Annotated in this window: 22 protein-coding genes; 17 read left to right on the top strand and 5 right to left on the bottom strand. The window is 71.9% G+C overall.

Going from position 1 to position 24,153, the window contains the following annotated elements:
* Positions 1 to 59 precede the first annotated feature (59 nt).
* Entirely contained in the window at positions 60 to 953 is an 894-nt protein-coding gene (locus tag ACWGIH_RS34655; RefSeq protein ID WP_453449237.1) for an NAD(P)H-binding protein, read from the bottom strand.
* Positions 954 to 1,086: 133 nt separating this feature from the next.
* On the opposite strand from ACWGIH_RS34655, the gene ACWGIH_RS34650 reads away from it, so the two are divergent.
* The 10 genes from ACWGIH_RS34650 (at position 1,087) to ACWGIH_RS34605 (ending at position 11,022) form a co-directional block, all read left to right on the top strand.
* Positions 1,087 to 2,067 (top strand): LysR family transcriptional regulator, encoded by a 981-nt coding sequence (locus tag ACWGIH_RS34650; RefSeq protein ID WP_453449236.1) that lies wholly within the window; start codon positions 1,087 to 1,089, stop codon positions 2,065 to 2,067.
* A 107-nt stretch (positions 2,068 to 2,174) separates the two neighbouring features.
* On the top strand, positions 2,175 to 2,909 hold the full coding sequence (locus tag ACWGIH_RS34645; RefSeq protein WP_453449235.1) for a TetR/AcrR family transcriptional regulator: 735 nt from the start codon (positions 2,175 to 2,177) through the stop codon (positions 2,907 to 2,909).
* Positions 2,910 to 3,032: 123 nt separating this feature from the next.
* Positions 3,033 to 3,497, top strand: a complete 465-nt coding sequence (locus ACWGIH_RS34640; RefSeq protein WP_453449234.1) for a hypothetical protein — start codon at positions 3,033 to 3,035, stop codon at positions 3,495 to 3,497.
* Entirely contained in the window at positions 3,490 to 4,107 is a 618-nt protein-coding gene (locus ACWGIH_RS34635; RefSeq protein WP_453449233.1) for a TIGR03086 family metal-binding protein, read from the top strand. Before ACWGIH_RS34640 ends, ACWGIH_RS34635 begins: the two co-directional genes overlap by 8 nt.
* Before the next feature lie 97 nt (positions 4,108 to 4,204).
* Entirely contained in the window at positions 4,205 to 4,972 is a 768-nt protein-coding gene (locus tag ACWGIH_RS34630; protein WP_453449231.1) for a DUF4142 domain-containing protein, read from the top strand.
* A gap of 109 nt (positions 4,973 to 5,081) precedes the next feature.
* Complete coding sequence (locus ACWGIH_RS34625; RefSeq protein WP_453449230.1) at positions 5,082 to 6,404, top strand: DUF692 domain-containing protein; 1,323 nt, start codon at positions 5,082 to 5,084, stop codon at positions 6,402 to 6,404.
* A 14-nt stretch (positions 6,405 to 6,418) separates the two neighbouring features.
* Positions 6,419 to 7,387, top strand: a complete 969-nt coding sequence (locus tag ACWGIH_RS34620) for a TIGR04222 domain-containing membrane protein (RefSeq protein WP_453449229.1) — start codon at positions 6,419 to 6,421, stop codon at positions 7,385 to 7,387.
* A gap of 207 nt (positions 7,388 to 7,594) precedes the next feature.
* Positions 7,595 to 8,434 (top strand): DUF4142 domain-containing protein, encoded by an 840-nt coding sequence (locus tag ACWGIH_RS34615; protein WP_453449228.1) that lies wholly within the window; start codon positions 7,595 to 7,597, stop codon positions 8,432 to 8,434.
* Positions 8,435 to 8,533: 99 nt separating this feature from the next.
* Entirely contained in the window at positions 8,534 to 9,295 is a 762-nt protein-coding gene (locus ACWGIH_RS34610; RefSeq protein ID WP_453449227.1) for a TIGR04222 domain-containing membrane protein, read from the top strand.
* A 107-nt stretch (positions 9,296 to 9,402) separates the two neighbouring features.
* Positions 9,403 to 11,022 (top strand): alpha/beta hydrolase, encoded by a 1,620-nt coding sequence (locus tag ACWGIH_RS34605; RefSeq protein WP_453449226.1) that lies wholly within the window; start codon positions 9,403 to 9,405, stop codon positions 11,020 to 11,022.
* On the opposite strand, the gene ACWGIH_RS34600 is transcribed toward ACWGIH_RS34605, so the two are convergent.
* The 3 genes from ACWGIH_RS34600 to hemG all read right to left on the bottom strand — a co-directional run bounded on the left by ACWGIH_RS34600 (position 11,023) and on the right by hemG (position 13,716).
* Positions 11,023 to 11,397 (bottom strand): RNHCP domain-containing protein, encoded by a 375-nt coding sequence (locus ACWGIH_RS34600; protein ID WP_150215590.1) that lies wholly within the window; start codon positions 11,395 to 11,397, stop codon positions 11,023 to 11,025.
* Positions 11,398 to 11,540: 143 nt separating this feature from the next.
* On the bottom strand, positions 11,541 to 12,260 hold the full coding sequence (hemQ, locus tag ACWGIH_RS34595; protein WP_453449225.1) for a hydrogen peroxide-dependent heme synthase: 720 nt from the start codon (positions 12,258 to 12,260) through the stop codon (positions 11,541 to 11,543).
* Positions 12,261 to 12,264: 4 nt separating this feature from the next.
* A complete protein-coding gene (hemG, locus tag ACWGIH_RS34590) occupies positions 12,265 to 13,716 on the bottom strand; it encodes a protoporphyrinogen oxidase (protein WP_453449224.1) in 1,452 nt (483 codons plus the stop codon).
* A gap of 141 nt (positions 13,717 to 13,857) precedes the next feature.
* On the opposite strand from hemG, the gene ACWGIH_RS34585 reads away from it, so the two are divergent.
* Together ACWGIH_RS34585 and ACWGIH_RS34580 are read left to right on the top strand one after the other, a co-directional pair.
* On the top strand, positions 13,858 to 14,814 hold the full coding sequence (locus tag ACWGIH_RS34585) for a DUF4349 domain-containing protein (RefSeq protein WP_453449223.1): 957 nt from the start codon (positions 13,858 to 13,860) through the stop codon (positions 14,812 to 14,814).
* 37 nt (positions 14,815 to 14,851) lie between these two features.
* Complete coding sequence (locus ACWGIH_RS34580; protein WP_453449222.1) at positions 14,852 to 16,246, top strand: FAD-dependent oxidoreductase; 1,395 nt, start codon at positions 14,852 to 14,854, stop codon at positions 16,244 to 16,246.
* Between the two features lie 108 nt (positions 16,247 to 16,354).
* Here ACWGIH_RS34580 and hemE read toward each other — a convergent pair whose 3' ends face one another.
* The gene (hemE, locus tag ACWGIH_RS34575) at positions 16,355 to 17,428 is read right to left on the bottom strand and encodes a uroporphyrinogen decarboxylase (protein WP_453449221.1); all 1,074 of its coding nucleotides are present in this window, start codon (positions 17,426 to 17,428) and stop codon (positions 16,355 to 16,357) included.
* A 122-nt stretch (positions 17,429 to 17,550) separates the two neighbouring features.
* Here hemE and ACWGIH_RS34570 point away from each other — a divergent pair, with 122 nt between their 5' ends.
* From ACWGIH_RS34570 to ACWGIH_RS34550, 5 genes are all read left to right on the top strand, one after another.
* A complete protein-coding gene (locus tag ACWGIH_RS34570) occupies positions 17,551 to 18,219 on the top strand; it encodes a DUF3000 domain-containing protein (protein WP_453449220.1) in 669 nt (222 codons plus the stop codon).
* Between the two features lie 309 nt (positions 18,220 to 18,528).
* The gene (locus ACWGIH_RS34565; RefSeq protein ID WP_160507754.1) at positions 18,529 to 19,191 is read left to right on the top strand and encodes a response regulator transcription factor; all 663 of its coding nucleotides are present in this window, start codon (positions 18,529 to 18,531) and stop codon (positions 19,189 to 19,191) included.
* Positions 19,192 to 19,269: 78 nt separating this feature from the next.
* Complete coding sequence (locus ACWGIH_RS34560; protein WP_453449219.1) at positions 19,270 to 20,553, top strand: HRDC domain-containing protein; 1,284 nt, start codon at positions 19,270 to 19,272, stop codon at positions 20,551 to 20,553.
* 204 nt (positions 20,554 to 20,757) lie between these two features.
* The gene (locus tag ACWGIH_RS34555; RefSeq protein ID WP_453449218.1) at positions 20,758 to 21,984 is read left to right on the top strand and encodes a thiolase family protein; all 1,227 of its coding nucleotides are present in this window, start codon (positions 20,758 to 20,760) and stop codon (positions 21,982 to 21,984) included.
* On the top strand, positions 21,981 to 24,113 hold the full coding sequence (locus tag ACWGIH_RS34550) for a 3-hydroxyacyl-CoA dehydrogenase NAD-binding domain-containing protein (RefSeq protein ID WP_453449217.1): 2,133 nt from the start codon (positions 21,981 to 21,983) through the stop codon (positions 24,111 to 24,113). The genes ACWGIH_RS34555 and ACWGIH_RS34550 overlap by 4 nt, the downstream gene beginning before the upstream one ends.
* The last annotated feature ends 40 nt before the right edge of the window (positions 24,114 to 24,153 follow it).

The raw sequence follows: 24,153 nt of genomic DNA, 5'->3' as shown, positions 1-24,153 counted from the left end.
CGCCTCCTGGGCGTCGGTGTGTGGTGGGTGTGCGGCGGACGGCCGGGGTGCGGTGACCGTCAGGAGAGGACGGCGGGCTTGAGCGTCCGGGCGCACCACTCTTCGAAGGTGGTGGGCGATGCGGTGTCCGGAGTGCGGGCGACACCGGCGTCCAGGCCCTCGTCCTTGGCCCGCTTCATGTCGACGACGCCCTGGGCGAACGCTTCGTTGAGGCGGTAGCCGACGAGGGTGCTGTAGAGCTCGTCGAGCGACTGGCGTTCGTAGCGGACGGGACGGCCCAGCTGCTCGGTCATGATGCGGGCCAGGTCGTTGGGGGACAGATCCTGCGGCCCGAGGACCGGAACACTGTCGCTCCCCGTCCATGTGCGCTTGAGCAGCAGGCGCGCCGCGACGGCCGCGATGTCGGCGACGGCGACGAGAGGCGCCCTGCGATCGGCGTCCACCGCATCGGTGAAGACGCCCTTCTCACGGATCGATTCGGCCTCCTCCAGGAGGTTCTCGAAGAAGGACGGGTTGGCCAGGGCCCGGTAGGCGACGCCGGTGCCCGCGATGAGGTCGTCCGTGGCGAGGGAAGCGGAGACGAGACCCGCGCGGTCGGCGACCTGGGTGCCACGGCCGAGGGCGGAGACGCCGACGACATGGCCGACGCCGTGCGCGACGAGGGCCTTAACGGCGGGGCGGGTGAAGCCGCGGTAGGCGTCATCCGGGGCCAGGGAGGCGTCCGGGGGGACGAGCCAGAACACGGCGTCCGCTCCCTCGAAGGCGCGGTCGAGGACCTCGGGGTCGCCGTGCGAGCCGGTGATCACCTCGACGCGTTCGCGCACCGCGTCGGTGAGCCGGGCGGGATCGCGCACGATCACGCGCAGTTCCTCGCCGCGGGCGGGGGCGGAGTCCAGGAGCAGGGGCAGCAGCCGGCGGCCGATGTTCCCGGTGGGAGCAGTGATGACGATCATGGAAACCTCGTGGGTCGTGCCGGATCGGTACGTCCCTCATCCTGCGGAGGACCACGGTGTTGCCACAATGGGAACTTCAGCAAGGGATCATTGCCTGAAGTGGAATGACCCGGAAGGGAACGACGACCCGCCCATGAGCAGCAGTCCGGAGCCTTCGGAACCCGTCATCGACGCCCATCTCGCCGTCGCGCTCGACGCTCTGCTGGCCGAGCAGAGCGTCACCCGCGCCGCCGCGCGCCTGCACACGTCCCCCGCCGCCATGAGCCGCACGCTCGCCCGCCTCCGGCGCGTCCTCCAGGACCCGCTCCTGGTCCGGGCCGGGCAGACGATGGTCCCCACTCCGCGCGCCCAAGCGCTGCGTGAGGAGGCCGCCACGGTGGTGCGCAGGCTCGGGGCGCTGCTCGCCCCCGACGGCAAGGCCGACCCCGCCACCCTGCGCGGCACCTTCACCCTTCAGGCCGCCGACCTGATCGGCGCGGCCCTGGCCCCCGGGCTGCTTCGGCTTGCCCAACAGGAGGCACCCGGCGTCTCGTTGCGGTTCCGAGCCGAGGACCTGGAGGCCGGGCCCGCCCTGCGTGACGGCCGGATCGACCTGGAGGTCGGCTCCATCGACCACGTCGACCCCGAGACCCGGGTCGAAGAACTGGTCACCCTGCGGATGGCGGCGGCCGTCCGGCCCGAACACCCCCTCACCGAAGGGACGTTGACCCCGGAGCGGCTCGCCGCCGCCGAACACGTCGTGGTGAGCCGCCGCGGCCGGTTCAAGGGGCCGCTGGACGCCGCCCTGGCCGAGCGGGACCTCCAGCGGCGGGTCGTCGTCGTCCTGCCCAGCCATTTGGCCGCGATGGCTCTCGCCGCCGACAGCGATGTCGTCTGCCTCGTCCCCACCGCCCTCCCCGGCGCCGCCCCCTCCCCTCTCACCGACCCGGCCGCCGCCCTCGGCCTGCGCCTCCTCGACATCCCGCTGCCTCTGCCGCCCCTGTCCGTCGGCATGGCATGGCATCCCCGCCAGGCGGCCGACGGAGGCCACCACTGGCTCCGCGACACCGTCCGCCGGACGCTGCTCGCACCCGGAAACCCGGGAGCCCGTGAACCCAGGAGCCGGGTCATCTGACGTGCGCGCCCACGAGCATGGCGCCACGAGAGAGGATGTCCCCGGGAGACGCACGATGGACTGGGCAACCAGACAAAGCACGACGGAACGGCGCTGAGGAGACCGGCATGGCGAGCGAGCTCGGCGTGAGCGAGGACGCGGGAGCGGGCGCGGGCCCGGGCACTGGCGCGGACCCGGGCGCGCGCACGCGTGCCGGCACGGCGGGTGCCAAGCTCGACGGGCGCGTCGAGCGCGGCAACCAGACCCGGCGTCTCGTCCTGCGCCGTACGGTCGACATCGCCTCGGTCGAGGGCCTGGACGCGCTCTCCGTCGGTCGTCTCGCCACCGAGCTGAAGCTCAGCAAGAGCGGGGTCTTCGCGCTCTTCGGCTCCAAGGAGGAACTGCAGCTCGCGACCGTACGCGCGGCGGGCCGCATCTTCCTGGACGCCGTGGTGGAACCGGCCGGGCAGTCGCCGCCCGGCCTCGACCGCGTACGGCAGCTGTGCGCGCACTGGCTCGACTACTCGGAGCAGCGGGTCTTTCCCGGTGGCTGCTTCTTCTACGGGGTGATCGCCGAGTTCGACGCCCGCGAGGGCGCCGTGCACGACGCGCTGGTCCGCGCCAACCGTGACTGGACCGGCCAGGTGGAGCGCTGCGTCGCCGAGGCGCGCGACACCGGCGAACTGCTCCCGGACACCGACGTCCCCCAGCTCGCCTTCGAGCTCATCGCCCCGATGGAGACGGCGAACGCGCACTCGGTCCTGCACGACGAGCCGGACGCCTACCGCAGGGCGGGCGTCGCCATCACGGCGCGGCTGCGCGCGGCGGCGACGGATCCCTCGCGGGTGTCCCCACTCCGCTGAGTACTCCGCTGAGTTTCCGAGGCCCCTGCCGCAACTTCCCTGTCCACCCGCCGGGGTGATCCGGAACAAGGCGACTGCGCAAAACAAGTAGCACGACCGTTCGTTTAGATTTAGGCTCGTGGCATGCCTTCACTGATTCCGCGATCGATCTCCCGTTCGCCCTGGCAACCGGGCCCCGACGCGCTCACGCCGGGCCCGGTCCTGGCGAGCGTCACGGAGTTCACCGCCCGCCGTCACTCCCAGACCCTCCCGATCGCCCTGTCGGGCCTGCGGCTGCGCCGGAGCTGGCCTCGCACGCCCGGCGCCGTCGGCATGTGGCTCTGGGCCGACCCGCGGCGCAAGCGCTCGGGTTCCGTCTCGGTCTGGACCGACGAGCGGTCGCTGTACGCGTTCGTCGGGCGCCCCGACCACGTACGGATCGTCCGCGCTCACAGGGGCCGGGGCGAGATGCGCGCCACCGCCTGGACGGTGGACCGGTTCGATCCGTACGGCGTCTGGGCCACCGCGATCTCCCTGATCACCGGCCCGGACCCCATCGGCTCAACTCCCCCGCCACCCGGCGCCGTTCACGCCACGGAAAGTGAGTGACATCCCCATGACGGACCTCATCGCACTCGACCGCGCCGCCCTCCAGGAATCCCTCCGCGTCCTGCGCACGGCCCGCGCCGCCGACTGGGAGCGCCCCTCCCCCTGCGCCGGCTGGACCTTGCGCGACCTGGTGGCGCACATGACCGCTCAGCACCACGGGTTCGCGGCGGCGGCTCGCGGTTCGGGCGCCGACCGCACGTACTGGATCGCGCCGGATCCCGGACGCGACCCGTTCAAGGTCTACGACGAGTCGGTGCGCCACGTCCTGGCCGCGTTCGCCGAAGAGGGCGTCATGGAAAGGGGGTTCACGCTTCCCGAGATCGGCGGGACGTTCACCGGACGGATCGCCGTCGGCTTCCATCTCCTGGATCACGTGGTGCACTCCTGGGACGTGGCGACGACCCTCGGCGCCGATCTCGATCTCCCCCGGCCGGTCGTGGACACCGCGCTGGACATCGCCCGCCGGGTGCCGAAGGATCCCGAACTCCGGGGTCCCGGCGCGGCGTTCGCACCGGCCCTGCCCACGCCCGAGGACGCCTCGCCGCTGGAGGAGATGCTGGCCCTCCTGGGGAGGTCGCCCACGTCACACGTCGGTCGGGCAAAGCGTTGAACATCACGCACGCCTCTTCCGTATCCCCTGGTACCAGGAAGTAGCTTGCCTCACGGCAGGTTGACGGGCAGGTCGACGGGCAGGAAGGCACGGCACATTGCGGCGCATCAACGGCACGGCTCTGATCATCGCGGCACTCGTGGTCACACTGGGCGCGCTCGCGTTCCCCATGTGGTCCTACGCCGACCGTTCGGGCACGGGGCCCGCAAATCTGGCCGCCGGGTCCGTGGCCACCCAGTGGGGCCCGCTCTCGGCGGCCGACCGCGATCTGCTGGTGAAGGTGCGGCTGGCCGGGCTGTGGGAGCTGCCCGCCGGCCAGCAGGCCGTCGAGCGGGCGCCGACCGAGGCGATCAAAGAGGCCGGTGACCATCTGATCGTCGGCCACACGGACCTCGACAAGCGGGCCCGTGCGGTCGCGGCGCAGCTCGGCGTGGAGCTGCCGAACCAGCCCACCGCCCAACAACAGGGCTGGCTGCAGGAGTTGACCGAGGCCGAAGGCATGGAGTACCAGCGGAAGTTCGCGAATCTGCTGCGCGTCGCGCACGGCAAGGTGTTCAGCGTGATCGCGCAGGTGCGGGACAGCACCCGCAACACGCTGATACGGCAGCTGGCCAGCGACTCCAACCAGACGGTCCTCGACCACATCACGATGCTGGAGGCGACCGGTCTCGTCGACTTCGACGACATCGCGAACGGCGGCGCCGCCACCGCCACGGCCAGCCCCACCGGGCCTCCGCCGCCCTCCGGCGTCACTCCCCCCGAGCCCCCGCCGGCCGGCCCGACCGGTGATGTGTCCACGACGTCGCGGCCCTCGCCCGCACCTCCCGGGGAGGTCAACACGAACCGGCCGGAACCTCAAATGTAGCTCTGAACGTCCCCCCTCAGGGGTTCGGCCGCTTCGGCCGGGGCCATGACTCCTGCACACGTTCACAAGACACGGGCGCGACGCGGGGTCTTGGCGGAGGAGGGGGATCATGAAACATCTGGGGACCGGAATCGGGTGGCGCCCGGAGATCGCGGACGCCGTGGAACGGATGCCCGGCATCGACTGGGTCGAGGCAGTCGCGGAGAACCTGTGCCCCGGGCACCTTCCCGATTCCCTCCTGCGGCTGCGGGAACGCGGGATCACGGTGGTGCCGCACGGCGTCTCGCTCGGTCTCGGCGGCGCCGACCGCCCCGACGAGACGCGCCTCGCCGCGCTCGCCGAGCGCGCGCAGGCGCTCGGCTCGCCGTTGGTCACCGAGCACATCGCGTTCGTACGCGCCGGGGGCCCGCTGACGGCCTCACAGCCCTTGGAGGCGGGCCATCTGCTGCCCGTGCCGCGCACCCGCGACGCCCTCGACGTGCTGTGCGAGAACGTGCGCATCGCGCAGGACGCGCTGCCGGTGCCGCTCGCCGTGGAGAACATCGCGGCGCTGATCTCCTGGCCCGGCGAGGAGATGACGGAAGGGCAGTTCCTGTACGAGCTCGTCGAGCGCACCGGCGTACGTCTCCTCATCGACGTCGCCAACCTCCACACGAATCATGTCAACCGCGGCGAGGACCCGTCGAAGGCCCTGGACGAACTGCCGGTCGAGGCCATCGCGTACGTCCATGTCGCCGGCGGCTTCGAGCGGGACGGCGTCTGGCACGACAGTCACGCCCACCCGGTGCCCGAGCCGGTCCTGGCGATCCTGTCGGACCTGGCGGCCCGGGTGAGCCCGCCGGGTGTCCTGCTGGAACGGGACGAGAACTTTCCGGCGCCGCGGGAACTGGAGCGGGAGCTGGAGGCGATACGGGAGAGGGTGCGGACGAAGGCGCCCGCATCCGGTGAGTGCGCCGTCGGCACGGCGCGAGACGCCGGTGAGCCCGCCGCGGACACGACGTCCGCCGCGGCGCCCGCCGCCTCCCGTCAGCGGCTCGCCCTCGCACAGACCGCGCTCCTTTCCGCCCTGGTGGCCAGGACGCCCGCACCCGAGGGGTTCGACCGGGCCCGTCTTGCCGTGCAGAGCCGGGCGTTGACCGGCAAGCGGGCGGACGTCGTGGCGAAGGTGGCGCCCGAGCTGGCGGAGATCCTCGGCGCGCTCTATCGCGCGGAGTTCTTCGCGTACGCGCAGTCGCGGCCGATGTCCGGCGGCTACCGCCGTGACGCGCTGGACTTCGCCGAGCGGCTGCTGCTCGCCGGGCTGCCCGAGGACGCGGAGGCGCGGGGCAGGCTGACCCGCTGGTGGCTCGACCGGTCCGGGCCCGCGCCGGTGGACGCGCGACCGGTCACCCGGTGGCTGCGCGCGGCACGGTTCGCGCTGCGCAGGGGCTAGGGGAGGCGGCAGCCATGGAGGTCCTGTCCCTCTGTTTCGCCTTGCTGGTCGCGGCCTCGTCGGCCGCTCTCCTCGTCGGCGCCTCCCGCATCCGGCAGGCCGCGCCGACGCAGTCCGACGCCCGGCACGGCGCGGTGTTCGACCCCTTGGAGGCCGCCTTCCTCGGCGGTGGCCCCGGCCGGGTCGCGGACGCCACGATCGCGGCCATGCACGAGGACGGGCGTCTGGTGGTCGCGTTCCCCGGCGTCGTCGCACTCCGGTCGGCCGAGGTCCGCAACCCCGTGGAAGGTGCGGTGCTCCAGGCGCACGAGGCCGCGCCGAGCGGCGCCCTGCACTGGCTGCGCATCGGCGTGATGCGCAGCCCCGCCGTGCAGGCGATCGGCGACACGCTGGCCCGGCGCGGGCTGATGGTGCGCCCCGAGGCCCTTGACCGCCTGCGGCGCCGCAGGATCCGGCACCACGCCCTGAGCTTCGCCGGGTTCTTCCTCGTCATCGGCGTCATCGCCGTCAAGGACGGCGACGGCCCCTCATGGGATCCCGTGAGCGGGGCGACGATCCTGCTGATCGTGGCCTGGGTGCTCGGCGTCCTGGTCGGTCTGCTCTGCGGCCGCGCCACCCGCACGCGGGTGAGCGCCACGGGCCGGACCGCGCTCGCGGAGTACCGCGCCGCGGGCGCGCTCTCTCCGGGCGCGGCGTACCGCGTGGCCGTCGAAGGTCTTGTCGGCGTCCTCGACCCCGACCTGCGCGCACAGCTCCAGGCCGCGCACCGCGTCCGGCCGGGCCGCACCGCGGCGACATCCTCGACGTACGCAAGCTCCGGCTCGGGCACCATCGCCTGGTGCGGGGGCACGGAAAGCGGCTCGGCGTGCGGCGGCGCGAGCTGCGGAGGCTCCGGCGGCGGCTGCGGGGGCGGCTCCTCGTCCTGCGGCGGAGGAGGGGGCGGCGGCTGCGGGGGTGGCGGAGGCGGAGGCGGCAGCTCCTAGGCGGCTGCCCGGCGTGCGGGCGCCCGGCAGGCCCCGCCCGTGGTGCAGAGGCGGCGGCGAGGGCGGATCTGCGTCCCCCGCCGCTCCCCCGGCGCCCGCCCCGCATCCGATGCCCCTTACCCGTACGGCAGTTGACGTACTCCGCGCCGTATGGTGCCGGTCGCTCTCCGTGGCGCACTAACGTGCGGTGCCGCAACAGGAGGCGTCATGCGATCCATCAACGGCACCGGCCTGATCGTGGCGGGGCTCGTCGCGACGCTGGCCGCGCTGCTCTTTCCCGTCTGGTCGTACGAGGACAGGTCGGGCACCGGCCAGGACATACTCGACGCGGAGACCGTGTCGACGGAGTTCGGCCCGCTCTCCGCGCTCGACAGGGACTTCATCACCAAGGTGCGGCTCGCGGGGCTCTGGGAGCTCCCCGCCGGACAGCAGGCCGAGGCGCGCGGCACCACCAAGGCGGTGCAGACGGCGGGCGAGCACCTCGTCGAGGGCCATACGTTCCTCGACGCGCGCGTACGCGAGGTGGCGACGCGGCTCAACATGGAGCTGCCCAACCAGCCGACCCCGCAGCAGCGGGGCTGGCTCGACGAGATGAGCGACGCGCACGGCGGCGCGTACGACGAGAAGTTCGCCAACATCCTGCGCGCAGCCCACGGCAAGGTCTTCTCGGTGGTCGCCGAGGTCCGCGCGACCACCCGCAACTCGCTGGTGCGCGCGCTCGCGGACGACGCGAACACGACGGTCCTCGACCACATCACGGTCCTCGAAGGCACGGGCCTGGTCGACTTCGACGATCTGGCGCGTGACGCGGCGTCGGCGGGCCCCGTCCCGGTGACCCGTTCCCCCGCCCCACCCGGCCCGACCGAGTCCCCGGCTCCGGCGACCCCGGTCTCCCCCTCACCCACGTTCTCGCTGCCCCCACCCGCCTCACGCCCCAAGCCGACGGAGGACAGCGGGCCGAGGGAGGACACGAAGCCGAAGGAAGACACGGAACCGAAGGAGGACAAGGGCACGAAGGAGGACAAGGGGCGCGGCAAGGACAAGTAGAAGCCCCGCAGCAAAGCGGAACGTTACGTACCCGCGCCCTCACGTCCGCATGCTGAATAACCCATGGCGCTGCGCCGCTCCCTCGCATAGAACACCGGCATGTTCTGGCTTCCGCTCCTTCTCGTGGCCTGGGTCGCCACGGGCCTGTCCTGCGCCCGGCTCTGCCTCACCGCGTACCGCGCCGCCCGGCACGACGCGGCCCCGGGGCAACGCCATGAACTGACGCTCTACGAGGCCGCGTTCCTCTCCGGCGGCCCCGCCCGCGTCACCGACCTCACCCTGGTGTCGATGGCCCGCGCCCGGCGCCTGCTGCTCGCGCACACCGGCTGGGCGACGGTCGTCGACCCGGTGGGCAGCGACGACATGGAGCGTTCCGTGCTCGGCGCGATAGGGCCGGGCGGGCAGTCACCGATAGCGCCGGTACGCCGTGCGGCGGCCGGCACCGACGCGATGCGCGCCCTGGCCGACCGTCTCGTGGCGGCGGGACTCGCCCTGCCGGAAGGCACCTGGTCGGGGGTCGCGGGAGCGGTCCGGCAGGTGCGGGCGGCCGCGGTGGCGGTGATCGCCCTCGGCGCCGTCGCGCTGCTCATGCCGGCCCAGGAGCCGCGGGAAGAGGTACCCGTCGCGCTCTGGTTCGCGCTGGCCCTCGCCCTGAACGCGAGCTGCCTGGCCGTCGCCCGCTTCGAGATCCACCCCTATCCGCGCTGGGCCTCGCCCGCGGGCCAGCTCCTGCTGAGCGCGCTGCCCGCGCGCGGCGGCTCCGACCTCACCGCGGTGGCCGTACGCGGCACCCGTGCCCTCGCCGACCCGGAACTCCGAGCGGCCTTCGCACACCGGGACACGGCGCATCGGGGTCATTGAGCCCGACACGCCCGACACCGGCGGGGCGGTCCTTTACTTCACCCATTACCAAACGAATCATCCCTTTTGTTCGAGCAACGCACGGCTGAATGAAGGGATGGAGAGCGATGAGAGCAGCAGCCGCCCTCTACGGAACCGCCGGATCCTTGGTCCTGACCGCACTCGTCGCCGCCCCCACGGGAAGCGCGTCCGCGGCCGACACCACCCCGTACCCGGAAACGCGAGGCACCCAGATCGCGGCCCAGCGGGCGCAGGCGGCCGGCCTGCGCTTCGGCGCCTGCCCGAAGGTCGAGGGCCTGCCTCCCTCGGTCAAGTGCGCCACGGTCCTGGTGCCGCTGGACTACGCGGACCCGAGCGGCAAGCAGATCAGACTGACCGTCAGCCGCACCAAGGCCACGGAGCGGGCCGAACCGCGCCGCGGCAAGTCCGTCAAACGGCAGGGCGCCCTCGTGTTCAACCCGGGCGGCCCCGGCGGCTCCGGCATGTACTTCCCGATGGTCGGCATGCTCCCCGAGTGGAAGCGCATCGCGGCGGCGTACGACCTCGTGGGCTACGCCCCGCGCGGTGTCGGCCGCTCGGCGCCGATCTCCTGCCAGGACCCGAAGGAGTTCGCCAAGGCCCCGACCCAGTCACCGACCCACCCCGACACCGCGTACAAACTGGAGCGCGTCAAGCAGGCGAAGGCGTACGCGGAGGGCTGCGTCAAGCGTTCCGGCAAGGCGGTGCGGCACTACACGACCCTGAACAACGCCCGGGACCTGGACGTGCTCAGGGCGGCGCTCGGCGAGAAGAAGCTGACCTTCATGGGCGCCTCGTACGGCACCTACTTCGGCGCGGTGTACGCCTCGCTCTTCCCCTCGCACGTGCGCCGCATGGTCTTCGACTCGGCGGTCAACCCCGACCCCGCGCAGATCTGGTACCGCAACAACCTCGACCAGTCCGCGGCCTTCGAGCGGCGCTGGGCCGACTTCCGCGCCTGGGTGGCCAAGCACGACAAGACCTACCACCTGGGCAAGACGCCCGATGCGGTGCAGCACAGCTACGAGAAGGTGCGCGACAAGCTGGCGGCCAAGCCCGCAGGCGGCAAGGTCGGTCCCGGCCAGCTGCAGTCGGCGTACCTCCAGGCCGGGTACTACGACGACTACTGGCCGGCGCGCGCATCGGCGCTCTCGGCGTATGTGAAGGGCGATCCGAAGCCGCTGATCGAGCAGGCGGCGCCCGAGCCGAAGGCGGCCAAGGAGCAGGAGAACGGCAACGCGGTCTACACCGCGGTCGAGTGCAACGACGCGCCCTGGCCGACGGACTTCAAGACCTGGAACCGTGACAACTCGATGCTCGCGCGGGTGGCACCCTTCGAGACCTGGGACAACGCCTGGATGAACCTGCCGTGCGCCTACTGGACCGAGCCCCGTCGCCAGCCCCTGGACGTCCGCGCCACTGAGGGCGAGCTTCCGCCGACGCTGATCCTCGCCGCCGAGCGGGACGCGGCGACCCCGTACGAGGGCGCCCAGGAGCTGAACCGCAGGCTGGGCGGTTCGGTCCTGGTGACCGAGCGGGACGCGGGCACCCATGGCATCGGCGCCGGGCCCAACAAGTGCGTCAACGGCCACATGGAGGCGTACCTCCTCGAGGGCAGGCTCCCCGTGGAGCGCGCGGCGTGCGCACCCCACAAGGAGCCCGCGCCGCTGTCCGGCGCGCGGGCGGCGGCTCTCCCCGAGAAGCACTAGCTACAAGGCGCCGAGACGCTCCAGCGGGAACGGCGGCTGGGCCAGCGGACGCACCGCGAGCCGGGTCAGCGGCAGGGCGTTGTCATCGCCCGCCGTGCGGTTGGCGTGCAGGACACCGCAGTGCGTACAGCGATGGACGAGCACCCACTCGCCGTCTCCTCGGACGGAGATGGCGAGGGGTTCCATCCGGGCGCCGCAGTCCGCGTCCCGGTCGCCCGGGGTGTCATCGAGGTGACGGCTCCACAGGCAGTTGGGGCAGTGGTTGCGGTGGTCGGTGCCGGGGGCGGTCATCGAGACGTCGAGACCGCACTGCAGGCAGCGGAAGGACTGGGCGCGCGCTTCAGTGCGGGCCCGCCGAGAGGTGTTGCGGGACATGGTGAGGATGACTCCTGAGCGTTGCGGAAGGGGATGACTCCGAGCTGTTCCGCAGGGCCCTGGGCATACATTCACCGTCTCTCTGTCCTTGGCTTCGACCTCTCGATGAAACCCGCACCGGACGGACGCGGCAACCGAATTAACTAGGCGAGGCCCGCCACGAGGTCCGCCACGGACTTGCGGCGGCCGGTGTAGAACGGCACCTCTTCGCGGACGTGCATGCGGGCCTCGGAGGCGCGCAGGTGCCGCATGAGGTCGACGATGCGGTACAGCTCGTCCGCCTCGAAGGCGAGCAGCCACTCGTAGTCGCCGAGGGAGAACGAGGCGACCGTGTTGGCGCGCACGTCGGGGTAACCGCGGGCCATCATGCCGTGGTCCTTGAGCATGCGGCGACGGTCCTCGTCGGGCAGCAGGTACCAGTCGTAGGAGCGCACGAAGGGGTAGACGCTGATGTAGTCGCGCGGCGTCTCGTCGGCCAGGAAGGCCGGGATGTGCGACTTGTTGAACTCGGCGGGGCGGTGCAGCGCCATGTTCGACCAGACCGGCTCCAGGGCGCGGCCCAGCTTGGTGCGCCGGAAGAGGTTGTAGGCCTCCTGCAGCTCGTCGGAGGTCTCGGCGTGCCACCAGATCATGACGTCGGCGTCGGCGCGCAGGCCCGACACGTCGTACGTGCCGCGGACGGTGATGTCCTTGGCGGCGAGCTGGTCGAACAGCTCCTGTACCTCGTCGGCGTAGCCGGCGCGGTCCTCGGGGAGCACGTCCTTCAGCTTGAAGACGGACCACAACGTGTAGCGGATGACCTCGTTGAGGTCCTTGGCCTTCTTGCCCGCGTTCGGGCTCTTGGCGGGGGCGTCGTCACTCATGGCCCTATTCTCCTCCGCCGCCGTGCAGGCTCTGCACCGGGTTGCGGGTGAGCTCCTGCACACCCGCCAGGTCACCGCCCAGCTGGTCGACGGCCGCGTAGGCGCTCGCGATGCACGCGGGGATGCCCACGCCGTCGTACGCCGCTCCGCACACCGCGAGTCCGGGCAGCTTGCTCACGTGCTCGCGGACGCGGGCCACGCGCGCGTGGTGGCCGACGGGGTACTGCGGCAGACCGTCGTGCCAGCGGGTGACGCGGGCGGCGACGGGCTCGGCGTCCAGGCCGGTGGCCGCGCGCAGGTCGTGCCGGGAGAGCTCGATCAGCTCGGCGTCCTCGCGCCGCAGGATCTCCGTCTCGCCGTAGCGCCCCACCGACGTACGCAGCACAAGGAGGTCGGGGTCCTCCTCGGCGATCCAGCCCCACTTGCGTGACGCGAAGGTGGACGCCTTGATGGTGTGCCCGTCGACGGGCGGCACGAGAAAACCGCTGCCTTCGGGCAGGTCGGTCTCGCTGCGGCGGTAGGCGAGGGTCATCAGGGCCATGGAGGCGTACTCGACGCCTGCCAGCTCGGCCGCCGCGGCGGGCGCCTCGACGCCGAGCAGCGCGGCGGCGGCGTAGGCGGGCACGGCGACGACGACGGCGTCCGCGTCGATGACCTGCTCCTCGGTGCCGACCTGCCAGCCCTCCGACGTACGCCGCAGCTCGGTGACCGGCGTCCCGGTGCGGATCTCGCCGCCCCGCGCGCGCACCGAATCGGCGACAGCGAGCGGCAGTTGGCCGACGCCCCCCTCGATGCCCATGAAGACGGGCCCGGTCTGCTGGTTCCGCGCGGCCCTGGCCTGGATGGCGCGTACGCCCTCGGTGAGGGAGTCGTGGGCGCGGGCGGCCTCGAAGAGCTGCGGCACGGCCGAGCGCATCGAGATGCGGTACGCGTCCCCCGCGTACACCCCGCCGAGCAGCGGCTCCACGAGGCGGTCGACGACCTCGCGGCCGAGGCGCGCGGCCACGTACGCGCCGACCGCCACGTCGTCGCCGACCTCGGTGGGCGGCAGGTCACGGTCCTGCTCGATGCGCCGCAGCCCCTCGTCGGACAGCACTCCGGAGAGGGCCGACGCGTCGCCGGGTACGCCCATGACGTGGCCCTTGGGCATCGGCCGCAGCGCACCGCGGGTCCAGATCGCCGCGGTCGCCGTGGCGGGCGGCTGCAGCCGGTCGGCGAGGCCCACCTCGCGGGCGAGGGTGACGGCCTCGGGGCGGCGGGCCAGCATCGACTCGGCGCCGAGGTCGACACGGACGCCCTCGATCTCGCCGGGGAGCAGCTTGCCGCCGAGCCGGTCGGAGGCCTCCAGGACGGTCACGCGGGCGCCGGTGTCGAGCAATCGGTGGGCGGCGGCCAGTCCGGCGATCCCGCCGCCGATGACTACGACATGGCCCGTACGTGTGTCCGTTTCGCGCATGCCTCCACTCTACGAGTCGTGCTCCACGCGTCGCGCGAGTCCCGACCGTGACCCCATCGGAACCGGTCGGCAACCATCGTTCTGCCCCTCCCCGGCGTCAAAGGAGCATCAGTCACCACGACCCTCGGGGGGTACGTCGAGATGCACGCGTCCGGCACATCAAGGCACCGCACCGTCCAGGCACTCCCGGCCCTGCTGCTCGCCGTGGCCCTCGCGCTCACCGGGTGCAGCGCGGGCGGCGACTCCGGCGGTGACAGCGACAAGGCGGCGGGCAGCGCCGCCCGGGAGGACGCCTACGCACCGGGCAATGAGGACTCCGAGGGGGTGGGCGGCGGCCGGGCGGACAAGTCCGGCAAGAAGAAGCCGCCCGAGCTCACCGGCACGCACATCATCCGCACCGCCACCCTGACCGTCCGCGTCAAGGACGTGCCGAAGGCCCTGGACGAGGCCCGCGCGGCGGCCGTCGACGCGGGCGGCGTCGTCGGCGACGAGACCACGGACCGCGACGGCCGCGGCCACGAGCGCTCCCGCATCGTGCTGCGCGTCCCGCAGGACCGGTACGACGAGGTCCTGACGTCGCTCGAAGGAACCGGCAAGCTGATCGAGCGCAAGGCCAAGGCACAGGACGTGACCGACCAGGTCGTCGACGTCGAGAGCCGGATCAAGTCGCAGCGGGCGAGCGTGGCCCGGGTGCGGGAGCTGATGGACAAGGCGACGAAGCTGAGCGATGTGGTCACGCTGGAAGGGGAGCTGAGCTCCCGTCAGTCGGAGCTGGAGGCGCTGCTCGCCCGGCAGTCCTCGCTCAAGGACCGTACGAGCATGTCCACGATCACGCTCTCGCTCAGCGAGACGGCGGTGAAGAAGGCGGACGCCGAGGACGACGACCCCACGTTCGTGGACGCGCTGTCCGGCGGCTGGAGCGCCTTCGTGACGATGCTGCGGTGGGTCGCGGTCGCCCTCGGCGCGATCCTGCCGTTCGTGGCGGTGGCGGCCCTGCTGTTCCTCCTGTGGCAGCGCCTGGTGCGTCCGAGGCTGGTCCGGCGGCCCGCTGTGGCAACGGCTCCCGCGGCACCGGAGCGGGAGGGCGACGACGGCTAGCGGCCCGTCAACTGCCGCCGAGTCGTAGCGTGTCCGTATGAGGAGCGCGAAAGAACGACTGGTGATCATCGGGGGCGACGCGGCGGGCATGTCCGCCGCGTCGCAGGCACGCAGGCTCAAGGGCCCCGACGAGCTGGAGATCGTCGCGTTCGAGCGCGGCCACTTCACCTCGTACTCGGCCTGCGGCATCCCCTACTGGGTCGGCGGCGACGTCCCCTCGCGGGACGAGCTGATCGCGCGTACGCCCGAGGAGCACCGGGCCCGCGACATCGACCTGCGGATGCGTACGGAGGTCACGCAGATCGACGTGGAGGGCGGCCGGGTCCGCACCCGGGACCTGGAGTCGGGCGTCGAGGACTGGACGGCGTACGACAAGCTCGTGATCGGCACCGGAGCCCGCCCGATCCGCCCGTCCCTGCCCGGCATCGACGCCCCGGGCGTGCACGGCGTGCAGACCCTGGACGACGGCCAGGCGCTCCTGGACACGCTGGCCCGCACGCCGGGCCGCAGGGCCGTCGTCATCGGCGCCGGCTACATCGGCGTCGAGATGGCCGAGGCCCTGATCCAGCGCCGGTACCAGGTCACGGTCGTCAACCGCGGCTCGGAACCGATGTCGACGCTCGACCCGGACATGGGCCGCCTCGTCCATGACGCGATGTCCGGCATGGGGATCGAGATGGTGAACGGCGCCGAGGTCACCAAGATCCTGACCGGTGACGACGGCCGGGTCAGGGCGGTGGCCACCGAGGACGCCGAGTATCCGGCGGACGTGGTGGTGCTCGGCATCGGCGTGCGCCCCGAGACGGAACTCGCCCGCGCGGCGGGCCTTCCGCTCGGTGAGTACGGCGGGCTGCTCACGGACCTCGCCATGCGGGTGCGGGGCCACGAGAACATCTGGGCGGGCGGCGACTGCGTCGAGGTCCTCGACCTGGTCTCGGGCCGCGAGCGCCACATCGCGCTCGGCACGCACGCCAACAAGCACGGCCAGGTCATCGGCTCGAACGTGGGCGGGAGCTACGCGACGTTCCCCGGTGTCGTCGGCACGGCCGTCAGCAAGGTCTGCGACCTGGAGATCGCCCGCACGGGTCTGCGCGAGAAGGAGGCGCGGGCGGCGGGACTGCAGTACGTGACGGTGACGATCGAGTCGACGAGCCGCGCGGGCTACTACCCCGGGGCGGCCGTGATGACGGTGAAGATGCTCGCCGAGCGCCTCTCGGGACGACTGCTCGGCGTCCAGATCGTCGGCCGCGAGGGCGCGGGCAAGCGCGTGGACATCGCCGCCGTGGCCCTGACGGCCCGGATGACGGTGGACCAGATGACGGCGCTCGACCTCGGCTACGCGCCGCCGTTCTCGCCGGTGTGGGATCCGGTCCTGGTGGCGGCGCGCAAGGCGGTCGCGGCGGTGCGGAAGGCCGCGCCGGCGTCGCGCTGACGGCCCGCGGAGGGGAGGAGGGACCGGGCGCGCCGTTCAACACGCCCCGTTTCCCTCCTCACCCGTCACATTCAGGCGAGATTTTCAGCCAACTACGAAACGACTTCGTCAGCGTGCGGTCCGCGTGTGGACATGCTCCACGAGCCGCGTCAGGGCGTCGGGGTCCGTGGTCGGCAGGACGCCGTGGCCGAGGTTGAAGATGTGCCCCTCAAGGCCCGACGCGGCGTCCAGCACCTCGTCCGTCTTGGCCTCGACCGCCTCCCGCGTGGAGAAGAGGACCGCCGGGTCGAGGTTGCCCTGCAACGCCTTGCCGGGACCGACCCGGCGTACCGCCTCGTCCATCGGGACGCGCCAGTCGACGCCCATCACGTCGGCGCCGGCCTCGCCCATCAGACCGAGCAGTTCGCCCGTGCCGACACCGAAGTGAATGCGCGGGACGCCGTACGGGGCCACGGCGTCGAAGACCTTCTGCGATGCGGGCATCACGGAGCGGCGGTAGTCGGCGGGGGCCAGCGCGCCCACCCACGAGTCGAAGAGCTGCACGGCGCTCGCGCCCGCCTCGATCTGCACCTTGAGGAAGGCGCCGGTGATCTCCGCGAGCCGGTCGAGCAGGTCGGCCCACAGCAGCGGGTCGCCGTACATGAGCGCCTTGGTGTTCTCGTGGTTACGGCTCGGGCCGCCCTCGACCAGGTAGCTCGCGAGAGTGAAAGGCGCTCCGGCGAATCCGATGAGCGGGGTGGACCCCAGCTCGGCCGTCAGCATGCCCATCGCCTCGGTCACGTAACTCACGTCGTCCGGCGTCAGATCCCGCAGCTGGGCGAGGTCGGCGCGGGAGCGGATGGGGTTCGCGACGACCGGGCCGACGCCCGGCTTGATGTCCAGGTCGATGCCGATGGCCTTGAGGGGGACGACGATGTCGCTGAAGTAGATCGCGGCGTCGACCTTGTGGCGGCGCACCGGCTGCAGCGTGATCTCCGTGACCAGCTCCGGCATCATGCAGGACTCCAGCATGGCCGTGCCCTCGCGCACCTTGCGGTACTCGGGAAGTGAGCGCCCCGCCTGCCGCATGAACCAGACCGGCGTGTGCGGCACGGGCTCGCGCCTGCAGGCCTTCATGAAAGCGGAGTCGTACGTCGCTGCGTTCTGCTGGCCCGCGGGGCTCTGACTGTTGTTGGCACTCACGCGGAAAGTCTCGCACGGGCCCGCGCGCCCCCCTGCCCCGAGGGACACCCTGCCTTGACCGGGGCCCCTCTCACGGGTGTCTCTCCCTGCGCGAAGCCGCCGTTCCCCTTAATCTTCCCCGCATGGCTGCGGCTCAAGGACAACGGTCGGACGGCGCTGGCGAGATGGAAAGTACGGAGGGGAAGGTGGCGGAATCGGCTCCGCTGCCCTTTCGCGCGGCGGTCGACGCGCTGCGGGGGGCACGGCTTCGGCCCGAGATCGAGATCGACCCGACGCGGCCGCCACAGCGCCTCGCCCCGCACGCCTACGCCCTGGAGGCGGCGGTGGTCGAAGGCGACGAGGATCTGGCGGACGGACGGCTTGTCCTGCTGCACGATCCGGCGGGACATGACGCCTGGCAGGGCACCTTCCGCCTCGTCACGCTCGTCCGCGCGGAGCTGGAACCGGAGATGGCGGCGGATCCGCTGCTCCCCGAGGTCTGCTGGTCCTGGCTGACGGGCGCACTGCAGGCGCGAGGTCTGGCCTGCGGAGAGCCGAGCGGCACCGTCACGCGTGCGGGTTCGCACTACTTCGGCGGGCTCGCCGAGCGGCCGCCCGCGTCGCAGATCGAGATCCGGGCGTCGTGGACGCCGCGCGAGGGCCACGGCGGAGTGCCGGACACGGCGGCGCATCTCGCGGCGTGGTGCGATCTGCTCTGCCAGATCGCGGGGCTGCCGCCGGTGAACCAGGGGCACGGCGGCGACGGCTCGGTGGTGTCGCTGCCCCAGCGGCGGGGGCCGCAGACGCCGTGACGGGTGGCGGGGCGCTCCCGCACAGCCCCGGCCGGCCCGGAGCGGCTCCGCCCAGCACCGAACGGCCCCGAACAGGCACCGGACGGACACTGGACGATCACGCGGATGAGCGATTCTGAACGACTGCGATTCGGGTTGATCTTCGGATGATCGATCGCATGTCCGAATCGCCCGAATTGTTACTCACCAAATCGTGATCATTCTCTAAAGGCGGACGGGTTTGATGCCGAAGAGGTTGGTGACCTTGAAAGCACGGTTCGTCCCGGCTTCATCCCCGAGCCGGTTCAGTCCCGCACCCCAGGAGGCCTGGTGTCCGTTCTCCTCGAGCAGCCCGCAAGCCTGGTCGCCTACCGCCCGAACAAGCCGACCGCCATGGTCGTCGTGGCCGACCCGCGCGTCCGCTCCACCGTCACCCGCCACCTGTGGGCCCTCGGTGTACGCGACGTGATCGAGGCCTCGTCGATCGCGGAGGCTCGTCCCCGCATCGGCAACCCCCGTGACATCTGCGTCGCAGACGTCCACCTCCCCGACGGCTCCGGCCTGACGCTCCTATCGGAAACCCGCGCGGCGGGCTGGCCGAACGGCCTCGCCCTCTCCGCCGCCGATGACATCGGTGCCGTACGCAACGCCCTCGCGGGCGGCGTCAAGGGCTACGTCGTCACCGGCACCCGTAACAACGTCGGTCTCCCCACCCGCCCCGGCGCCGCGCCCATCGGCTCGGCCGCCGCCCGAATGCACCGCCGCCCGCCGGGCGCACCCAGCCACCCCGGTGGCTACCGTGAGCTGTCCGGCCGTGAGGTGGAGGTTCTCCGCCTCGTCGCGGAGGGTCAGTCGAACAAGGCCATCGGTGTCTCGATGGGGCTCTCCGCCCTGACCGTGAAGAGCCACCTCGCCCGCATCGCGCGCAAGCTCGGCACGGGTGACCGCGCCGGGATGGTGGCGGTGGCCCTGCGCACCGGAATCATCCACTGACTCATTTACACCCCTCGCGCGCCCGTCGACGGAACGTTCCGTCGACGGGCGCTGTGCATACACAGATACCCTTGACAGGTGACCGACGCCCAAGAGACCGCAGCAGACAGCTCACTGCGAACCACCGGAGGCGGCCCTCCGGACGACGTCGAAACGGCGCCGATTCCCCTGGACGAGCCGCGCGATGGCATCCCCCCGGTGGTCGCCGACGAGACCGCCCTCGCAGAGGTGATCGCCGCTTTCGCGGCAGGCAGTGGCCCCGTGGCCGTGGACGCCGAACGCGCGTCCGGCTATCGGTACGGCCAGCGTGCGTACCTCGTGCAGCTGCGCCGTGAAGGCGCGGGCAGCACCCTCATCGACCCCGTCGCCTGCCCCGACCTCTCCGGGCTCGGCGAGGCGATCTCCGGCGCGGAGTGGGTGCTGCACGCGGCCACGCAGGACCTGCCGTGCCTGCGCGAAATAGGCATGATCCCCACCAGCATCTTCGACACGGAGCTCGCGGGGCGCCTCGCGGGATTCCCCCGGGTCGGCCTCGGCGCGATGGTCGAGGGCGTGCTCGGCTTCGTCCTGGAGAAGGGGCACTCGGCGGTCGACTGGTCGACGCGGCCGCTGCCCGACCCCTGGCTGCGGTATGCGGCGCTCGACGTCGAGCTCCTCGTGGACCTGCGGGACGCGCTGGAGAAGGAGCTCGACCGGCAGGGCAAGCTGGAGTGGGCCCGCGAGGAGTTCGACGCGATCTCCTCCGCGCCGCCGGCGCCGCCGCGGGTCGATCCCTGGCGCCGTACGTCCGGCATGCACAAGGTGCGGCGCCGCCGTCAGATGGCGGTCGTACGTGAGCTGTGGACCGCTCGCGACAAGGTGGCGCAGCGGCGTGACGTGTCGCCCGGCAAGGTGCTCAGTGACGGCGCGATCGTGGAGGCGGCACTGAGCCTTCCGCCCAACGTGCACGCCCTCTCCGGGCTCACCGGCTTCGGGCACCGCATGGGCCGCCGTCAGCTGGAGCAGTGGCAGGCCGCGGTGGACCGGGCCAGGGCGCTGCCCGACTCCGAGCTCCCGCAGCCCGGGCAGGCCGTCTCCGGGCCGCCGCCGCCCCGCTCCTGGGCGGACCGTGACCCGGCCGCCGCGGCTCGCCTCTCCGCGGCACGGGCGGCCGTCTCGGCGCTTGCCGAGGAGCTGAACATGCCTCAGGAGAACTTGATCACTCCGGACACGGTCCGCCGGGTCTGCTGGGAGCCTCCGGCTCAGGTGGACGCGGACACCGTGGCGGCGGCTCTCGCCTCGCACGGTGCGCGGCAGTGGCAGATCTCCCAGGTGACGCCGGCTCTGGTCACCGCCCTCGCCCAGGCCGCTCCCGCCCAGTGACGCCCTCCGCCTGACGAAAGCGCCGCCCCGGATCCGCGGGGCGGCGCTTTCGTCTTCGGCGGGGCGGCCCCGCTCCGGGCGCCCCCGCCCGGCAATGTGACCTTCGCCTCCCCGAGCCGGGACTGGGCAGCCTAGTTACCGGCAAGTAGCATGGGGTACGGAAGCGCGCCGGCAGGCGCACCCGCACCCTGGAGGAGAGCCATCGTGCCTCGTACCGTCAGGGACGTCGTCTTCGTTGATGGCGTCCGCACCCCGTTCGGCAAGGCGGGCCCGAAGGGCATCTACCACGAGACCCGTGCGGATGACCTCATCGTGAAGGCCATCCGGGAGCTTCTTCGCCGCAACCCGGCCCTCGACCCCGCCAAGATCGACGAGGTCGCCATCGCCGCGACCACGCAGATCGGCGACCAGGGTCTGACGCTGGGCCGCACCGCCGGCATCCTGGCCGGGCTTCCGCAGTCCGTGCCGGGTTACTCCATCGACCGCATGTGTGCGGGCGCCCTGACCGCCGTGACGGCGACCGCGGGCTCCATCGCGTTCGGCGCGTACGACGCCGTCATCGCCGGTGGCGTCGAGCACATGGGCCGCCACCCCATGGGCGAGGGCGTCGACCCGAACCCGCGGTTCGTGAGCGAGAAGCTCGTCGACGAGTCCGCCCTCTTCATGGGCATGACCGCCGAGAACCTGCACGACCGCTACCCGAGCATCACCAAGCAGCGCGCGGACGAGTACGCGGTGCGCTCGCAGGAAAAGGCCGCCAAGGCGTACGCCAACGGCAAGATCCAGCAGGACCTGGTGCCCGTCTCCGTACGCCGGACGAACGCGGAGGCCGGTGAGACCGGCTGGGGCCTCGCCACCGCCGACGAGCCGATGCGGCCCGGCACCACCCTGGAGAACCTCTCCGGTCTGAAGACGCCGTTCCGTACGCACGGCCGCGTCACCGCGGGCAACGCCGCGGGTCTGAACGACGGCGCCACGGCGTCGATCATCGCCTCCGAGGACTTCGCCCGCGAGAACAACCTGCCGGTCAAGATGCGGCTCGTGTCGTACTCCTTCGCCGGTGTCGAGCCCGAGGTCATGGGCTACGGCCCCATCCCGGCCACGGAGAAGGCGCTCGCCCAGGCGGGCCTGTCCATCTCCGACATCGGTCTCTTCGAGATCAATGAGGCCTTCGCCGTGCAGGTGCTCGCCTTCCTGGAGCACTACGGCATCGCGGACGACGACGCGCGCGTGAACCAGTACGGCGGCGCCATCGCGTACGGCCACCCCCTCGCCTCCTCCGGCGTGCGTCTGATGACGCAGCTGGCGCGGCAGTTCGAGGAGCAGCCGGACGTCCGCTACGGCCTGACGACGATGTGCGTCGGCTTCGGCATGGGCGCCACCGTCATCTGGGAGAACCCGAACCACAAGGACGCCGGAGGCGACAAGTGAGCAGCTCCACCACTGAGCTTCTGAAGGGCGCGGCCGAGCTGTTCCCGGACGAGGTCGTCACGCAGGCGCACGTGCGCCACCTCGACCTGCCCGCGGGCGCCGGGCGCTTCGCGCTCATCACGCTCGACAACGGCTTCGACCACACCAAGCCGACCACCTTCGGCCCGGGCTCCCTCGCGAACCTGAACGCCGCGATCGACCAGGTCGAGAAGGAGGCGGCCGAGGGCACGATCGTCGGCGTCGGTGTCACCGGCAAGCCGTTCATCTTCGCCGTCGGCGCGGACCTCAAGGGCGTGGAGATCCTCAAGCGCCACGAGGACGCGCTCGCCATCGGCAAGGGCGGCCACGAGGTCTTCAAGCGGCTCTCCGGGCTCGCCGTGCCGACCTTCGCGTACTACAACGGCGCCGCGATGGGCGGCGGTGTCGAGGTCGGTCTGCACTGCTCGTACCGCACCGTCTCCAAGGCGCTGCCCGCCTTCTCGCTGCCCGAGGTCTTCCTCGGTCTCGTACCGGGCTGGGGCGGCTGCGCGCTGCTCCCGAACCTGATCGGCGCGGACCGCGCGGTCTCGGTCATCATCGAGAACTCGCTGAACCAGAACCGCCAGCTCAAGGGCAAGCAGGTCTTCGAGCTCGGCATCGCCGACGCGCTCTTCGAGGGTGCGGACTTCCTGGAGCAGTCGCTGATCTGGACGGCCTCCGTCCTCAACGGCTCGCTCACGGTGGAGCGCCCCGAGATCGACCGCGGCGAGGCCTGGGACGCCGCTGTGGCCCGTGGCCGCGGCATCGCGGACTCCAAGGTGCACGGCGCCGCCCCGGCCGCCTACCGCGCCCTGGAGATCATCGAGGCCGCCAAGGACGGTGACCTGCAGAAGGGCTTCGACGCCGAGGACAAGGCGCTCGCCGACCTCATCATGGGCGGCGAACTGCGCAGCGGCATCTACGCGTTCAACCTCGTCCAGAAGCGCGCCAAGCGCCCGGCGGGTGCCCCGGACAAGAACCTGGCGCGCCCGGTCACCAAGGTCGGCGTCGTCGGCGCCGGTCTGATGGCCTCGCAGCTCGCGCTGCTGTTCCTGCGCCGCCTCGAGGTGCCGGTCGTCCTGACCGACATCGACCAGGCGCGCGTCGACAAGGGTGTGGGCTACGTCCACGAGGAGATCGACAAGCTCCTCCTCAAGGGCCGCGTCAACCAGGACAAGGCCAACCGCCTCAAGGGCCTGGTCTCCGGTGTCCTGGACAAGGCCGAGGGCTTCTCCGACGCCGACTTCATCATCGAGGCCGTCTTCGAGGAGATCGGCGTCAAGCAGCAGGTGTTCGCGGAGGTCGAGGCGGTCGCCCCGGCGCACGCGATCCTCGCCACCAACACCTCCTCGCTCTCGGTCTCCGAGATGGCGTCGAAGCTGAAGCACCCCGAGCGGGTCGTCGGCTTCCACTTCTTCAACCCCGTCGCGATCCTGCCGCTCCTGGAGATCGTGCGCGGCGAGCAGACGGACGACGCCTCCCTGGCCACGGCCTTCGGTGTCGCCAAGAAGCTGAAGAAGACCGCGGTCCTGGTGAAGGACGCCCCGGCGTTCGTCGTGAACCGCATCCTCACCCGCTTCATGGGCGAGATCCAGAACGTCATCGACGAGGGCACCCCGGTCGCCGTCGCCGAGAAGGCCGTCGAGCCGCTCGGCCTGCCGATGTCGCCGCTGGTCCTGCTCGAACTGGTCGGTCCGGCCATCGGTCTGCACGTCTCCGAGACCCTGAACCGCGCCTTCCCGGAGCGCTTCACGGTGTCGCCGAACCTCGCCGCCGTCGTCAAGGCCGGCAAGCGCGGCTTCTACGTCTACGACTCCGGCAAGCCGGAGCTGGACCCCGAGGTCGCCGCGCTCCTCAAGCAGGGCGACACCGTCCTGACCGAGGAGCAGACCCGCGACCGCGTCCTTGACGCCGTGGCGCAGGAGATCGGCCTGATGCTCGACGAGGGCGTCGTCGCCGAGGCGCAGGACATCGACCTGTGCCTGATCACCGGTGCGGGCTGGCCCTTCCACCTGGGCGGCATCACGCCGTACCTGGACCGTGAGGGTGTCAGCGAGCGCGTCACCGGCAAGCGGTTCCTGGCGCCGGGCGTGGCCAGCGTTCCCGCGTAGCACCTCCGCGTACGGGCGATGCCCGGCCGTCCTCAGGGAC

The sequence above is a fragment of the Streptomyces sp. NPDC054872 genome (genome assembly GCF_053610705.1).
Note: the sequence above shows the minus strand (reverse complement) of the source record. Positions and strands in the feature narration are given on the sequence as shown.